Origin of the sequence: Aquimarina sp. MAR_2010_214, assembly GCF_002846555.1 — a bacterium.
In the GTDB taxonomy this organism is placed as follows: Bacteria; Bacteroidota; Bacteroidia; order Flavobacteriales; family Flavobacteriaceae; genus Aquimarina.
Genome location: NZ_PJMS01000001.1, coordinates 4954066 through 4970733 on the forward strand (window position 1 = coordinate 4954066; position 16668 = coordinate 4970733).

Annotated in this window: 9 protein-coding genes; 6 read left to right on the forward strand and 3 right to left on the reverse strand. The window is 33.0% G+C overall.

Annotated features, from left to right (window positions below; all coding sequences use genetic code 11):
- Positions 1-124: 124 nt before the first annotated feature.
- Positions 125-2290 (reverse strand): LysM peptidoglycan-binding domain-containing protein, encoded by a 2166-nt coding sequence (locus tag ATE84_RS21190; protein WP_101449864.1) that lies wholly within the window; start codon positions 2288-2290, stop codon positions 125-127.
- A 52-nt stretch (positions 2291-2342) separates the two neighbouring features.
- Positions 2343-3872, reverse strand: a complete 1530-nt coding sequence (gene guaA, locus ATE84_RS21195; protein WP_101449865.1) for a glutamine-hydrolyzing GMP synthase — start codon at positions 3870-3872, stop codon at positions 2343-2345.
- A 489-nt stretch (positions 3873-4361) separates the two neighbouring features.
- On the opposite strand from guaA, the gene ATE84_RS21200 reads away from it, so the two are divergent.
- The 6 genes from ATE84_RS21200 (at position 4362) to ATE84_RS21225 (ending at position 15018) form a co-directional block, all read left to right on the forward strand.
- Positions 4362-6284, forward strand: a complete 1923-nt coding sequence (locus ATE84_RS21200) for a thiol-activated cytolysin family protein (protein WP_101449866.1) — start codon at positions 4362-4364, stop codon at positions 6282-6284.
- A 106-nt stretch (positions 6285-6390) separates the two neighbouring features.
- Positions 6391-6936 (forward strand): pyridoxamine 5'-phosphate oxidase family protein, encoded by a 546-nt coding sequence (locus tag ATE84_RS21205; RefSeq protein ID WP_101449867.1) that lies wholly within the window; start codon positions 6391-6393, stop codon positions 6934-6936.
- Positions 6937-7113: 177 nt separating this feature from the next.
- Positions 7114-7440 carry a hypothetical protein gene (locus ATE84_RS21210; protein WP_101449868.1) on the forward strand — a complete coding sequence of 109 codons (327 nt, stop codon included), beginning with the start codon at positions 7114-7116 and terminating at the stop codon, positions 7438-7440.
- Between the two features lie 670 nt (positions 7441-8110).
- On the forward strand, positions 8111-9355 hold the full coding sequence (locus tag ATE84_RS21215; RefSeq protein ID WP_101449869.1) for a hypothetical protein: 1245 nt from the start codon (positions 8111-8113) through the stop codon (positions 9353-9355).
- 26 nt (positions 9356-9381) lie between these two features.
- Entirely contained in the window at positions 9382-12987 is a 3606-nt protein-coding gene (locus tag ATE84_RS21220; RefSeq protein ID WP_101449870.1) for a T9SS type A sorting domain-containing protein, read from the forward strand.
- A 153-nt stretch (positions 12988-13140) separates the two neighbouring features.
- Positions 13141-15018 (forward strand): tetratricopeptide repeat protein, encoded by a 1878-nt coding sequence (locus ATE84_RS21225; RefSeq protein WP_101449871.1) that lies wholly within the window; start codon positions 13141-13143, stop codon positions 15016-15018.
- A 13-nt stretch (positions 15019-15031) separates the two neighbouring features.
- On the opposite strand, the gene bshC is transcribed toward ATE84_RS21225, so the two are convergent.
- Positions 15032-16627, reverse strand: coding sequence for a bacillithiol biosynthesis cysteine-adding enzyme BshC (gene bshC, locus ATE84_RS21230; RefSeq protein ID WP_101449872.1), 1596 nt, complete (start codon positions 16625-16627; stop codon positions 15032-15034).
- Positions 16628-16668: the final 41 nt, after the last annotated feature.

A 16668-nucleotide genomic window follows, 5' to 3' on the forward strand; every position in this document is an offset into this window, starting at 1 on the left:
TTTACACCAAAAATATATTTTTAATTTCGTATTAAAAATATTCCCCAAATAATACTTGTACACTTTATTTTTCTCTAAAACTGATGTTTAAGAACTAGTTTTAAGATTCTAAAACTAACAAAAATTATTCAACTAGAGTTAATTTTAACTCATCATCAAACTTAATCAAATATGCTGCATTATTATGATACCCTCCCAAGAGTTTCTTAGAATAGTTAAATTTATTCTCAACATACTCTGTTGTTCCTTCATAAGAAGCCGAGTGATATAGATCATCAGCGGTTCCTAATCGCATCAAAATATCATATGCTATATCAAAACCTCGTATAGCCCAATTATTAGGATCAATACCATATTCTTTTTTATACCTTTTAATAAATGGTGCTATTTCTTTGCCTTCTTCTATTTCTTTATTCTCAAATTCTTTATCTACTGAAGGATAATGCATATGTAGTTTTGACAAATGCATATTTTTAACACTATCGTTATTAAAAGCATTATTCTTATCGGTCGTAAACAATGTTATTTCATGACTTTCTGCTTTGGCATTAAGTAAAGGAATAACATTACTTATCATTGCTACATCATTTGATTCCAGAAAAACCCAATTAGGCTTATTCTTATCTAAAACTTTATTCAATCTAATTTCATAAAGATAATTTCCTTCTTCAATTTTAGCTATTTTAGCTTTAGGAAATTTAGCGATTAATTTCTCTTTAATTTGTTCGTATTTTGTTCCCTGCTGCACTATAATCACAATATTCTTATCAATAGAATCTCTTTCTACATATGATATTATTTTATCCTGAAGCATTACATTAGTCGGACGGGTTTGAAAGAAATTATCATATAAACTCGATTCTTTTCTTGATGCGGGCGAAAAAACTGGTGTATTATACTTTTTAAGTTCTGAAGCCACTATTTCTAAATTAGCTTGATATAATGGTCCAATTACTACATCTGTTTCGTTAAAGTCATTTTCTGCCATTAGTTTTTTAATATACTCTTCATTATTACTTTTCTGAGTATCAAAAACATTAAGTTCTGTAGTAATTCCTCTTGTCCTAGCAGAATCTACAGCAATCAACACTCCGCTATAAAGATCTAATGCTATTCTAAGACTTTGTTTGCTTTTAAGGAATCCTTCTGTATCTTTTCTTGCGTCAAAATTTAAAGTATCCAAACCAAAAGGTAGCATTATGGCCACTTTTTTAGGAGAGAAATTATAAAGATTTTTACTCAGGTCTAGATATTTCTCTTTGGTCATATCTAGATCTGAAACGGCTGTTAATGTATCTTTAGGAATTGTAATAACCATACCTGCTTTAAGCCCATCTCTTAAATAAGGATTCATTTTAAACAAAGAATCAGCAGAGATACCTGTACGCTGCAATATTCTAAAAACAGTTTCTTTAGGTTTTACTTCATATAACTCAAATCCAGGTTGAATTGAATCTTTTAGTGACACAAAAATAGCTGTTGGCACAGTAATTTGCATTCCAATAGGAAAACTCTGATTCATATTAGGGTTGAGTTGTTCTAGCTCTGCTATCGTGATCCCGTGTCTTCTTGCAATATTATATTTAGTATCTTTTGGTTTTATTGTATACCTAGTTGTAGCAGATAATCTGGAATCGGTTGGATTTGTAACCGTCCCAATGGATGTAGACTCATCTTCATATACTGGTATTCTTATTTTATCTTTCTTCCTGATTTGCTCAGAATACAACCTCTTATTATTCTTTTTTATATCCTCAACCGTAACTTCATACTTCTTTGCTATACCATATAGCGTTTCTTTTCTTCTAACTTTATGGGTTATAAACCGAATGATTTTTCTCTCTTTAGGAATAATTTTTAAACTATCAAGTACTGTATCTTTTCCGTTTTCAGATATCGCATCAATAGACGTAGGGGCCTTTTTTACAATTTTACCAACATTTAGAATTTGCCCAATATTAATACCTTTATCGGCTTCTGGATTAAGTATATATATAGTTTCTATACTTATATTGTATTTTTTAGACAAACTGTATACAGTATCATCTTTTTCTACAATATGAGTATTATATTCCTGATCATCGACAATTGGAATAGCCAGGATTTCCCCTTCACTAATTCCTTTTTTTGCTGTTGGATTTATTCTATATATAGCTTCTGGAGTTGTATTATAACGTTTAGCTATTCTATACACATTTTCTCCTTTTGCAACGGTATGACTTTTATATTGTTGTGCAAAAGTTGAACCTGATACTATCAACAACAGAAATATCAATAAGAACTTTTTCATGTATTTATCCGATTTGTTTTTTAATTCCCTAACTATCTAATTTAATATATTTCTATTCCCATTCTATTGTCGCCGGTGGCTTAGAACTAATATCATATACTACTCTATTAACGCCTTTTACCCTGTTTATTATTGCATTAGAAGTTTTTTGTAAAAATTCATAAGGTAGATTTACCCAATCTGCCGTCATGCCATCTGTACTTTCTACTGCTCTTAGTGCAACACAATTTTCATAAGTACGTTCATCTCCCATTACTCCCACACTTTGCACAGGCAATAAAATAGCTCCTGCCTGCCAAACCTTGTCATAAAGACCATCTTCTTTTAATCCATTAATAAATATGGCATCTACTTCTTGCAAGATAGCAACTTTCTCTGGTGTAATATCTCCCAATATTCGAATTGCCAATCCGGGTCCTGGAAAAGGATGTCTTCCTAACAATTCTGGATCAAGCCCCATCGATGCTCCTACTCTACGAACCTCATCTTTAAATAGCATACGTAATGGTTCTACCACTTTCAATTTCATAAAATCTGGTAATCCACCAACATTATGGTGAGATTTGATGGTAGCAGAAGGGCCATTAACGGATATAGACTCTATCACATCAGGATAAATCGTTCCTTGCCCCAACCATTTCGCATCTTCTATTTTATGAGATTCATCATCAAATACTTCTATAAAAATCCTTCCTATAGTTTTCCTTTTTCCTTCAGGATCACTTTCTCCAGCCAAAGCATCCAAAAAACGTGCCGAAGCATCAACCCCTTTAACATTAAGTCCCATTCCTTCATACTGCTTTAATACCGCAGAGAACTCATTTTTACGTAATAATCCATTATTAACAAAAATGCAATGTAAGTTTTCTCCAATAGCTTTATGCAATAATACTGCAGCTACTGTAGAATCTACACCGCCACTTAACCCTAATACTACTTTATCGTTACCTACTTTCTCCTTAAGCTCTGCTACAGTAGAGTCTACAAAAGAATCAGGTGTCCAATCCGGTTGAACATCTGCTATTTTAATCAGGAAGTTTTCTAACAATTTTTTACCATCGGTAGAATGATATACTTCTGGATGAAATTGAATAGCGTAAGTTTTTTCATTTTCAATTCTATATGCTGCATTTTCTACATCTCCTGTACTTGCTAATCTAACAGCTCCTGTAGGAAGTTTTTTTATAGTATCACTATGACTCATCCATACCTGAGAACCTTTTGTAATATTTTCAAAAAACTGTTCTCCTTCTTGTACAAATGATAAATTAGCTCTCCCATACTCTCGAGTATTTGATGGAGCAACTTCTCCCCCGCTAAAATGAGCCAGATACTGAGCTCCATAACATACAGCTAAAAGTGGTTTTTTTCCTCTAATTTCTGATAGATCAGGATGAGGAGCATCTTCTCCTCTAACAGAGAATGGGGAACCCGAAAGGATTACTGCCGCAAAGTCTGATATATTCTCAGGTAAGTTATTATAAGGGTGTATTTCACAATATATATTTAACTCTCTAACTCTTCGTGCAATTAGCTGAGTATATTGCGATCCGAAATCTAAAATAAGTACGTTGTTTTGCATAGGCAAAAATAAAATTAAATTAATAACCCTGAAATCTTAATTGGGATATTTTTTACTTATTTACTTTAAGAGCATTTCCTATCATAATTCGTTTTCAATACTCTTATTTTTTAACACTTTTATAAACAAAAACTAGCACAAATGAGCATCAAGTTTATTCTCTAAATAAATTGTCAATATCCTGAATATTTCAAAAAAACAGTATAAAAAACACCTTATCAAATTCAAAAAAAACCTCTACAAGATATTATTTAAAATTTAAAGCAATCACACACACATTCCGAAACACCCATAAATACTGACACTTACCGAGTGTCTCCCTTTTGTCCACCTCGATTTCTTCTTTATCTATTGCCTTTAGAATAAGTTTGTTTTGTTAACCTATGTAGTAATCAATGTTTTGTGAAGTTCTACCTGACAATAAAAATAGTTAATCAGGCAATTCTTGCACAATCTTAAAAACAAAAAATTCAGACAAACATTCTAATCATGAAAATTTTAAAAACTTATTTACTAAAAAAAACAATCCTTTTGTTTCTTACAGGGATAATTATATCATGTAGCAATGATGACAAAGAGCCAACCGATCCTATTATCGAACCTACTACTTTTGCAGAAGTAATTTCAATAGGAGGTGAATTTGAAGACTTTCCTAAATCAAGAAAAACAGATATAATAAAAGAATCGGCTCCTGTAAATGAAGACCGTGAAGGTCAGAATGGCAATATTACAGCAACCGAACGTTTTGTTTGCACAACTAAGACCTTAAGCGTTCTAGATGGCAATGGGCAATTTCCACTTTTTAACTCCAGTGCCGATGTTATCTATCCGGGGAGTTTATTACAAGGTAAGACTTTATCCAATGTTACTCCTTCTCCTATTGTTGTAAAACGTGCTGGTGGAACAATTTCATATAATTTGAACAATGGAAATCTTCAATCTACCTTTTCTGTAGATCAGGTTAAGAAAAGTACGATCCAAGAAGGAATGAATACTATTATCTCTAATGCCGGAGAAGTAGTCCCTGCAAACTTTCAGTTAGATATCATACAGGTAGAATCTCAAAGTCAAATGGCCTTAGAAATGGGTCTTACAGTAGAAGGATATGGAGCTAGAGCAGAAGCTAATATGTCATTCAGCAGTGAAAAACAATATAATCGTACTCTGGTAAAAATGAGTCAATCCTATTACACCATGAGTTTTGATCTCCCTACCAGCCCTGCCGAAATATTTGATGGTAGTGTTACTCCTGATCAATTACGTACTTATGTACAAGAAGACAATCCCGCTACTTTTATTTCTTCTGTAACCTATGGTCGTATTTTTTACATGCTGGTAGAATCTACATCTAGCCGTCAGGAAATGGAAGCTAGCTTAAATCTTGCTTACGACGGTTTTGGAGTGAATGCTGGAGGGAATCTTAATGTAAATGCGTTTAGTGCATTAAAAAATCTAAAAATCAAAGTCATCGCTTATGGAGGTGATGCTGCTGGTACTTTTGAGCTTACCGGAGAAACATCAATTGGAGCCATAGCTAACAAACTGGCAGAAAGCACAGATATAAGAGCTGGTTTACCCCTATCCTATGTAGTTAGAAGTGCAGAACGCCCTGATCAGATTGTGGGCACCAAACTAGCTACAGAATATGATGTTGTAGAATGTAAACTAAAAGGTACGCTACCTACAGCAAACTATGCTCCTTTAGTAGATATTTTTGAAGATGGTATTGGTGCCGCTGTACATATTTCGGGAAGCAATATTGTACTTTATAATAAAGCAGGTAATAAATATGTGTACTATAATGTAAGTAACGCTAACATACTCGGCACATTCGACTTAAATGACCCTAATGGTCCTATGGGAATTACAGCATTACCAAATGTAGGAGCAGGAATTAGAGCCGCTGATGATGTTATTTATCTTTTTGATCAAACTGGAATAAAGATGCAACATTATAATTATGAATCAAAAAAATTTAGCGCTAATACACTACCCAATGGACCTATTGGCATCTATAGAAACACTATAGCATCGGTAACCGATATATTTGGTTTTATAACTCAATTCCCATTTACTGGAGATGGCTATGATGCTGCTGCAAGATTTGTGGAAGATTTTGATATTCTCCCAGGTCTAAAATATCCAAGGCAAATATATTTCTCTACTAATGGTAGCCAGTTTGCAGAATTTATTAGATTTTCAAAACAATGGGGGAAAATACGATCTACAAATGAATGGGATACCCCAGCAGGAAAATTATTTGACAAGGTTGGAGCTGCCACCAGAATTGACTTTGGATCAGGAAAAACTAAACAAATGCTATTTGTAAATTTTGATGGTGACCAAATCATGACTTGGAACTTAACAGATGGAGCAAGAGGTGTACTTAAAGGCCCTTGGGTAATTAATTAAGCTTCTATCGTATAATTTAAAAAAAGGTATTCAGTTTTTGGATACCTTTTTTGATTGTGGTCCTTAAATTAACTAATTTTATATGACCAACTAACATGTACGTAAAATGACAAGAATTATTTTTTCATCTATTATAAACGACCTTAAAACTGCAGCAGAGGTTCCTACCCACCCTTTTCGATATTTCACTTTAGCAACATCGGATATACATGGTTCTCCGAGAATGAGAACTGTAGTACTTCGGGATATTGATGAAAAATTAAATTTAATGGTATATACAGACAGTAGATCAAAAAAGGTAACACAGATCAGCGAATACAATTCGGTAAGCCTTCTCTTTCTGGACACTGAAAGGTTACTTCAGATTTCTATACTAGCTAAAGCTGAAATCATTACCAACGACAAAACTTTACAATCTATATGGAAAGGGATTTCTCCAAAATCGAGAAAAGATTATACTTCACAACAATCTCCAGGTAAAAAAATCAATGATCCTACTTCTATTGATTACCTGAAAGGAAAGCATTTTTTTTCAGCAATAAAATTAATTCCTAGTCATATTGAATATTTGCGTTTAAAAGAACCAGATCATCTTCGGGTCGAATTTAAAAGAGAATCTAGTGAATGGAACAGCAGCTATTTGGCACCTTGATATGTTTATCTTATTACCAAAACCCATAATCACCTTAAGATCAAACATTAATCAAGTTCTTTTTACCTAAGAACTTCAACCACTCATCGATACTAAACAGTATTTCATCGATCATTTCAGTAATAAATGATGTAATCAATTTAAATTTACATCAGAAACCTTCTAACCCCCGAAACGATGAATAATTTTACTTTGAAACTTGCCATAATAATCATTCTTTTTTCTAACACAAAGTGTTTTGCCAGCGATACCGAGCAAAGTATAAAAATCTCTAAACAACATATATCCAGTATTATTTTAAAAGCCCCTGATACCATGATTGGTCAAAACATATTATATAACACTTCTCTAAATAAAAGAGACGAGGTTCTTACAATGTCTATTTTAGAATTCATCAAAGAACATACTGATCCATATAAAAAGAAAAATGAAGCACAAGGTAGTTGGATCAAAAGTACTACATGGATTAAGGACCCATATTGGATAAAAAAAGAATTGGTATAGGTAATACATAAAAGACCTGTAGCTAACCTCCCCTATCAGATAAAAAGCCTACATAAATGCATAACAAGTAATAATTAAAACCTTTACAACCTAAGTTCGACATAACAAAACTCATGTCAGTCAGAGTGATTTTTGATAGAAAATTGTACTTCGATAGCTCAGCAGAGCTATCGAAGACAAGTGAATTTTTCGTCAAAAGCCTTATCATCCTGAGCTTCGTCAAAGGGGCGATGCAATTTCTCTGCGCGTCATCTCGAGCCATTCGACTTAACTCAAGACAGGCTAAAGTCGAGAGGTAACTACAAAAACAACTTAATTTGACGGCTTTTTAAAATCAAATTCTTACATCAAATTCACGTTTATAGCAAAGTTTTCAATACCTAAAACCTGATCTAATTAACCCGAAAATTACATCAACATCCAAAATATTTCCTCTATAATATTTCAACTACATTTCAAAAAAATCTATGTTATTATTCTGTAAAATCTAACTAATTACGGCTAAATTTCAGTACAACAAAAAAAAACAACCAACGCTTCAAATCCCTATGTTTTACTGGTACTAAAAGACATGTCCACCTTTTGTCCCCCTACCTTTTTTTCATTCTATCCCTATCATCAATACGTTTGAAGAGCAAAATTAATTTCCAACATTTAACAAAACACAAAAATGAAAAACAATTCACTACCCGCATTAAAAACATGCCTACTCATTGCACTCACATTTTCGATAAACTTCGCAAATGCACAAAGTGAAAGTTTCCCTAGAGGATTAACAACAGGAACCGAAAGAGACAGGTATATTATAAACAATGACCACTCAAGGGATGATGCTACTATACAACTAAATGCTCGTGATGTTAATTGGTTTATCTGGAACAGCTATTCATCCAAAAAATTAGTTTTCAGTCGAAATCTAAAAGGTAAAAATACACTTTGGAACCAAATGGTCTTAACCAAAAACGGAAAACTAGGGATAGGTACCACTACTCCATCAGAAAAAGTACATATTAAAGGCAATTTTCGGGTTGATGATGGTGAATTTCAAAGCTGGGGTAGTTTAAAATTACATCCTGATGTTGACAATACTGGAGATGATATTATTCTTTTTTTAAATTCTAATGGAAAAGAAAATATGAGGGTTCATAATAATGGGTTTTTAGGTATTGGCACTAATAACCCAAAATCTATGCTACAGATAAATGGAGATCTAACAATAGAGGGAAAAGGAAAAATAACTCATTATGGTGGTTTAACTTTTATATCAGATCAAGACAATACTGGTGAAAAACAATTTCATTTTTTAGGAAAAAGTAATAAACAATACATCACATTTGATGCATGGAATAACAAAAACAAAATTAATGGAGTAACTTCTTTTAACGAAGCAACCTCTTTTAAAAATAACATCACTCTAGATGGTAATCTTATTTTTGGTAATACAACTACTACTCAAGAATTTAATGTAAGAAAAGGGTTAAACATTAATCTGGGAAACACTACAGGATCACGTTTTGCAATTAACTCACCAGCTGGCAATATCCTATATACTACTGTTAAAGGAAAAGTAGGGATAGGAACAAGCACACCTTCAGAAAAATTAGAAGTTTCTGGTAAAATTAAAGCAAATAGCTTTGTAGCTAATGCTAGTAGTTTTCCTGATTATGTTTTTGAAAAAGACTACAACTTAATGCCTCTTAAAGAGGTTGAAAAATATGTAGTTACTAACAAGCACTTACCAGGTATGCCCACAGAGAAAGATGTAGTCCAAAAAGGATTAGATCTTAAAAAAGTAAGTGTAGTCTCTGTAGAAAAAATAGAAGAACTCTATCTATATATCCTGCAACAACAATCTGTTATAGATTCTCTAAAAAAACGAATGGATGAATTAGAAACGGCTGCTAATAAAAAATAATTCATAACGACGATATTTTTAAACAGATGAAAAAACTCATTTTTTTAGGCCTGTGTACATTATTTTTTATGAGCTCTATACTACTCATACATGCACAGCAATCTATACCATCTCAACAAAACATAGCACATATTGACCTAGCTTCTTTAGTATTACCAAACTTCAAAGGAACTCAATCCTTAAAAGGATTAATTACTATTTCTGTAAATAAATCAGATGCTTTGTTAACGAGAACCAGCACTGGTCTTTCTTTTGTAAAAACAGCGTATCCTCATAAAAATCAATTGTGGTGGATTATACAGGATGAAATTCATAATGGTTTTTCTTTATCAAGTGTTACCGATGGCAGTCAATGGCTTGCCATACAAAACAGTAATGGCACACCAGAACTGCAACTAATCACAAACGATGTTACTTCTATACACCCTACATATAATTTGGAGTACCTGGATAAAAAATATTTCTTCGAATTTGAGTCCTCTATTATACAATCAGGGCAGGCTCTATTTAAAAGTATACGGAGTAAAGACGCATTACCAAACGATCCAGATATATACTGGCACCTTAAAAACAAACAACAGAGTCCAGAACAATGGAAAATAGAAGGAACAACCTTAACCAACACTTCAAATACTGAAGATTTTATTTTTAACTATAACATTCTTAAATCGTTTGACAATAATTATATCCCGATACCTTTTTATGATTCTGCTTATCATAAGAAGGATCCTCTTTTTAATAATAAAACTGCTACTCGTTTATCTCTACTCTCCAATCCCCCTATTGCAAAGTACGATAATAGTGCAGTGGTAGGTTCTGGAGATATAATTATTCTGAATAAGGAAGAGCCTATAAAAACTTTTAAAATCGTATTTGAAGAAGGGTCTATCGCTGAAATTGGACTATTGGATTACAGTAATAGCAAATTCACACAAAATGTTTTACAATCCCCAGGCGCCAGGCGCCCCATTGCAGGAATTGAACTAAATGAAGACGGCACTATCTATCTTTTTAACAAAGGAACTACAAAAGAAACCTCTTTTTTAAAAAATGAACCTATTTATTTATGGTATCACTGGGGGAAAATGCATGCAGAACAAAATAATCAAGTAGTAACTCTAACTGGTGTACCCACACCAGTTTTGTTAAATGGAGATGATGGCAATTATGGTCGATTATTATCTATGGTTCGCAAAGGAGCTGTGCAATTATCATACAAACCCAAAAATATTATTATAAGTAGCGAAAAGTTTGGTAATCAACCAGCTCCTGAAAATTACATTACAGATCCGCAATTTTCTTTTTCTCCAGAAGCAAATACACCGGTAAACTTATTTGATTGGCGAGAAAAAACATACATAATGCGTTACAAAGTAGATGGAGAAGTAAGAACAGAGCGCGCGCTAAGCCCGTTTTATGGTATAGGCGAGAAATTTGCAGGGATTTCTGCCAAACATTTAGCAGATGGTACCTATGTTGGCGGTGAAGATTATAGCCCTCTGGATGGGTGGGAGCTTATAAAAATGGATTTTGGATATGATGAAAAAAATCAGCCAAAACCAGATATATACCTATTAAACGAACCATACATGATCTTGTATAATCGCTTTTCTGGGAAATTAAGAGTGTTCATTTACATAAAAAACGACACTACATCAAATATCTTAGAAATAAGCATAGTTGACACAAAAACCAATACAATTAGCGGGGTTTATGGCAAACCACGACTATGGTCAAGTTATCTACAAGGATATGCTTTGGATAATCCAAACCTAAACACGGGTAGCTATGCTAAATCAATACCTCTAAACTCTAACACATCTAGTGAATTTTTCTATGCAGATTTCATATTTAATTATGACCCTTGTACATGTTTCTTTGAGTCTAATCTAGAAATTAAGGTAAAAAAGATGACAAGAGGAACTTTGAAAATTGTAGGTCGTACTCTTGGAGGAAGTATCCCCGCCGGCGCACCCGAATATACAGGTTTTATGAAAAATTCGGATAATTTTCTCAATAGTACACTGGACACTCCTTATGGGAAACAAGCTCAAACATTAGGAGATATTAGTTTTAAGAATTTTGATGATTGGGGAGCTAAAGAATGGAGTAATGAAACTAAGTTTGTGCTTCCCGGAAAAAAGGTACAGGATTGGGAGCGTGAAGCTTTACTCTTAGAATATCAAGGAACATCAGTTATGTCTAGTGGGGATTTTTTATCGGGCGCAGGTAAGGTTATTAAAACCATAGGAAAAACAGCAAACGGATTACCATTTATTGGTAAGTTGGGGTTAGGTGATGCGGCAGATGCAGTTGGAGAAGGTATGGATGCTGCCGGAACAACAATGAAAGGCAGTGGTAGATCTATGAAAGCTGCAGCATTAAAAATGAGATTGGACAATCTAAAAGATCAAGAGGATAAAACTATTCCGTTAAAATTTCCTGATCCACAACCTAGTGTTGTATTCTCAGAACTATCTGCTACAGGTACCTTAGAAATAGTCAACCCCATTTTTGAAGGCCTTATCATCACAACTCCCGGATCAAAAAATGCAGAACAAGCACCTGTAGAATCTAGTAATGGTAGCAAAGGAGCTTTTCCGTTATACAATGAGTCAATAGGTATTTTTAATATGATGTACACACCATCTATGGCTGTTTCGGTAGTAAAAAATGAATATTCGGATGTTGGAGCTTACCTTCGCATTAAAGAAAGACCATATATAGTCACTAATATTAATAAAACTCGTGGTTTTGAAGGTGGTTTTTTTATGGCTAGTATCGTTGTTACTACCTATGACACAAAAGGTGTTGCTACATCTTCAAATCGTTCTAAAACCAAAACAATAAGAAAAAAACTACCCATGAGTCTGGATATTTCTTCATTAATCGATCATAATACATTAAACAAAAATATCAAAAGTCTTTCATCTGCTACTAACGCCAGTATTGCAAAAAATATCAAAGAAAAATGGTTGACTATAAACTATGAGATCGAGTATTATGGATACTCTGGATTAGCAGAATCAGGTAAGCAAAACGGAGAAATGATAAGGCAATCCTATACCACAAATCTAGACGTTTCTTATACTACAACAACAGATACCGATTTACCAAAAAAAGCAAAAGAAGAAGGAGAATCTAAATTCAAGGAGTATAATGGAGCTGATAATCCAACATGGGGAGATGCTTACTTTATCGGTAAAGATACTCCAGGTTTTGAAACAAAAATGTTGAAATTTTGCACTAACACGGTTCCTCATGTTAGTGTTAGAAATATGATAGCTTCAAAAGAACAAACTACTGATCGTGATAAAAACACCACCACATCAGGGTCTCTGGCAGAAGAACAAATAGTAACCGAGGTAAAAAAATTCGGGTTATCTGTATATCCAAACCCTAGTAAAAAAGAGTTTAATATACAATATTCTGCTTTGCAAAAAGGGAAAGTTAAAATAACCATAACTGATCTTAACGGTAGGTTGATTATTTCGCATACCGATTTTGCAAATAGTACTGGAAAGAAGAAAGAAGCTCGTATCAACCTTCAAAACCTTAGTGGGGTTTACGTTTTAAAAATTCAATTTGAAAATGGAGAAACACACACTACTAAATTAATAAAAGAAAATTAACACTTTTGTCCCAACCCTTTTATATACTTCTCTACCAGTATTTTGGTAGAGAAGTATTTTAATAAAACATGAATTATTATTTTATTGCTTCTGCTTTAAGGTTTTTTTAAACTGTAAATCAAAGCATTACCTTTAACCACAAAATCACTCTTAATGAAACCCCACTATTCCACTTATATACTTCTAACGGCTCTATTTTTTATTAATATACTATCTGCTCAAAACAAAAAGGTCGTAGATAGTTTAGTTTTACTAGTTTCCAACAAAAAAACCGCCGACACCACGCAAGTATTAGCCTATAATGACCTCGGTATTCAATATGCAACTTCAAATCCAAAACAAGCAAAAGCTTATATCAACAAAGCCCTTACAATAGCTAAACGAATTCAAAAACCAAGAGGTATTGCTGGTGCATATAACTGCATGGGAATTGTATACTATTACCAAAGAGAATTGGATTCTGCACTTGTTTACTTTAAAAAAGCATTGACTATTAATAAGGAGATATCCCACCAATGGGGTCAGGCATCTGCTTTGCACCAGATTGGAGCCATCCATAATTATCAAGGAAATTATCATGAAGCAATACAAAGTTTTCAAGAATCTGGCGAGATTTTTAAATCTAAAAATGATTCTCTTTCTTACGCTAAATCTATAGAAAATATAGGTGTTGTATATAACAAAATGAGGCATCGACCAAAAGCTATTGAGTATTTTCTAAAAGCAATACAACTTCATGAAAAGATTAATAACCCCGCAGGAGTAGGCCGTGGATATCACCATATTAGTTACATACTGATAAATCAGCATAAGTATGAAGAAGCATTAGAATATTTAAAGGAAGGATTGTCTAAAATAGAAAATGATGGAAACAAACTATCTGTAGCCTCAATTTTGCAAAATATGGGCAAATGCTATAAAGGTCTAAAACAATATGATAAAGCATTAGACTATCTACAAAAAGCACTGGACCACAAAAAATCGGTAGGACCTAAACAAGCTATAGCATCTAACCAGAATATTATAGGGAATACATATTATGAAAAAGGAGAATATTACACTGCTATGCAATACTATGAAAAAGCATTATCGAATTACCCGACCACAAGAAACAACAAATTAAAGTTATCTACTTATAGTGCTATCTCAAATACCTATTTAAAATTAAAAAAAATAGATCTGGCAAAACATTACGTCTCAAAAGCGATTGCTATTAATAAAACAATCAAAGATTTGAAAAGAGAAAAAGAAATCAATCATATCTTATCTAGTATTGCAGAGCAGGAAGGAAAAAGCACACAAGCATTACAGTTTTATAAAAATTATGAGCGATTAAAAGATTCTTTATACGTTTTAGAAAATGAGAAACGTGTAGATGAACTAAAAATCATTTTTGAAACTGAGAAAAAAGAGCGTCAAATCACAATGAAAAATACTGAAATTGAATTGCTCGAACAAAAAGCCAAAATGGATAACTTGCAACAACTACTTTTGATCATTGGACTTGGGGTATTCATGATTATTTTTGGTTTAAGTTTTTATGTTTTCAGGCTAAAAATAAAACGTTCAATTTTGGAAAAAGAAAAACTCAATTCTGAATTGAATTATAAAAAGAATGAATTAACTACTTACGCATTGCATATTGCAAAAAAGAATAAAGTCCTGGAGAATTTAAGAAATGAAGTAAAACTCATCAAACATTCTGAATCTAAAAATGCTCAATATAACTATCAAAAACTTATACAAACCATTAATTTTGACCTGCGAGATGATGAGAACTGGGAGAATTTCAGAAAATATTTTGAACAAGTTCACAAAGGGTTTTATTGCCGAATCAAAAAGAAATACTCACACGTAACTACAAATGAATTACGGTTTTTAGCCCTTCTTAAAATGAATTTATCTTCAAAAGAGATCGGTAATATTCTCAATATCTCACAAGAAGGAGTAAAAAAGGCGCGTTATAGGCTTCGAAAAAAACTAGACCTATCACCCGACTGCTCTTTACAAGATTTGATTTTAAACTTATAGATCGAATCTACACTTATTGTTTCAAAACCAGGAACTCCCCTTTTAAGGGATCCAAATGTTTTATCAATGTCGGAATTAAATCAGAGCCATACTCCAGGTAGAATTCTGCAAAATTTTTATTACGTTCTTGCAAGCTTTGGTTAGGAAAAAGTTCATTTTGCAGTGTCGTTAAACGTTTTACATGATCTCCTAGTTTACGTCTTTGTGCTTTTAATAATCGTTTTTCTAAGACATCCAGTCCTTTAAGTTGTTTTACTTCTTGTGCTTTTATAGCATTATAAAAAGTTACGTCTGTTTGCTCTGCTAATGTATACATTGCCTTAAACTGCTTTTTCAAATGCTCACGTTGTGGATCAAAATCAATATCTATGTTCGATATACGACGCACCTTATGGTTAATTAATTCATGTTGTTTCAAAAACAATTCTGTATCTGAAACATTAAGTTTTTCTATTTTCTCAGCTTGTTTTTTGGTTTGAATCAGTACCGAATTACGAAGTAACAACATCGGGAAAGTAATATCTACAGCTTCAAAATAGTCTTTTAACTCTAACCAATATGCTAATTCTCCACCACCACCTATATAACAAAGGTTAGGCAAAATCACTTCCTGATACAAAGGACGCATCATCACATTGGGACTAAACCTCTCCGGCATCTCATAGAGATGTTTTATTAGCTCACTCTTGCTCCAGTTAATATCTGTTTCGTTTACAAAATACCCATCTTCCTTTTCAATAATTCGTTCTCGCAATCCATCTGCCAGATAAAACAAATTGATTTCTCTGGGGTTTACCTGTACTTTATACCCTTGTATTTCTAGTTTTTCTGCTTTCGGCACTACTTTAGTATAGGCAACCTGATCTACTAATTCTTTTTCAACAAACGGTATAAAAAGCTTCTTTAATTCACGGTCGTCCCCATCAATAATCACCAGACCATATTCTCCAAATAATTCATTAGCCAGATATCGGGTTGCTTCTGCAAGATTATTATGTTTTAGATACGCTTCCTTAAATAAGGACTTAAGGTATTCTGCATTTCGTCCTGATCCAATTTCAGAAGAAAAAATTTCAAAAACTTTATCTAATCCTTCGGTATCAAAAACTCCTACCGCTCCCCCATCGTTACGATTCCATTGGACCTTCTTTCCAAAAAGATTAAAGTAATTAATCTCTTCAAAATCATGATCTTCGGTTGCCATCCAATATATAGGCACAAAATCATATTCTGGGTGCCTCTCTTTCAAAATTTTAGTAAGATTAATGGTAGAGATGATTTTATACAAAAAGTATAATGGTCCTGTAAAAAGATTCAGTTGATGTCCCGTAACAACAGTAAACGTAGTAGGCTTATCTAATGATTCTATATTTTGACTAGTGGGATCAGAAGAAACAATACTTTTATATTGTTTACGCAAAGTTTGTACCAATACTTTTCTATGTTCATTAGAAAAAGAGTGTTGTTTTTCTTCAATTTGGTCTTTGAAGTTTTCTAATTCTGGAAAACGATTATAAAAAGGTTGCAATTCAGACTTTTGATCTAAATAATCACAAATAAGAGAAGAAAAGTAATTCGTATCACTAAACGGAATACAGTCACTAAGCATAAGCAAATTTTTTGGTCGATAAATATACGGTAGATTGTAAT

Coding starts and splice junctions, on each gene's coding strand:
- guaA (WP_101449865.1), bottom strand. CDS start 3,872: ATGCAAAACAACGTACTTATTTTAGATTTCGGATCGCAATATACTCAG.
- ATE84_RS21210 (WP_101449868.1), top strand. CDS start 7,114: ATGAATAATTTTACTTTGAAACTTGCCATAATAATCATTCTTTTTTCT.
- ATE84_RS21225 (WP_101449871.1), top strand. CDS start 13,141: ATGAAACCCCACTATTCCACTTATATACTTCTAACGGCTCTATTTTTT.
- ATE84_RS21220 (WP_101449870.1), top strand. CDS start 9,382: ATGAAAAAACTCATTTTTTTAGGCCTGTGTACATTATTTTTTATGAGC.
- ATE84_RS21205 (WP_101449867.1), top strand. CDS start 6,391: ATGACAAGAATTATTTTTTCATCTATTATAAACGACCTTAAAACTGCA.
- ATE84_RS21215 (WP_101449869.1), top strand. CDS start 8,111: ATGAAAAACAATTCACTACCCGCATTAAAAACATGCCTACTCATTGCA.
- ATE84_RS21190 (WP_101449864.1), bottom strand. CDS start 2,290: ATGAAAAAGTTCTTATTGATATTTCTGTTGTTGATAGTATCAGGTTCA.
- ATE84_RS21200 (WP_101449866.1), top strand. CDS start 4,362: ATGAAAATTTTAAAAACTTATTTACTAAAAAAAACAATCCTTTTGTTT.
- bshC (WP_101449872.1), bottom strand. CDS start 16,627: ATGCTTAGTGACTGTATTCCGTTTAGTGATACGAATTACTTTTCTTCT.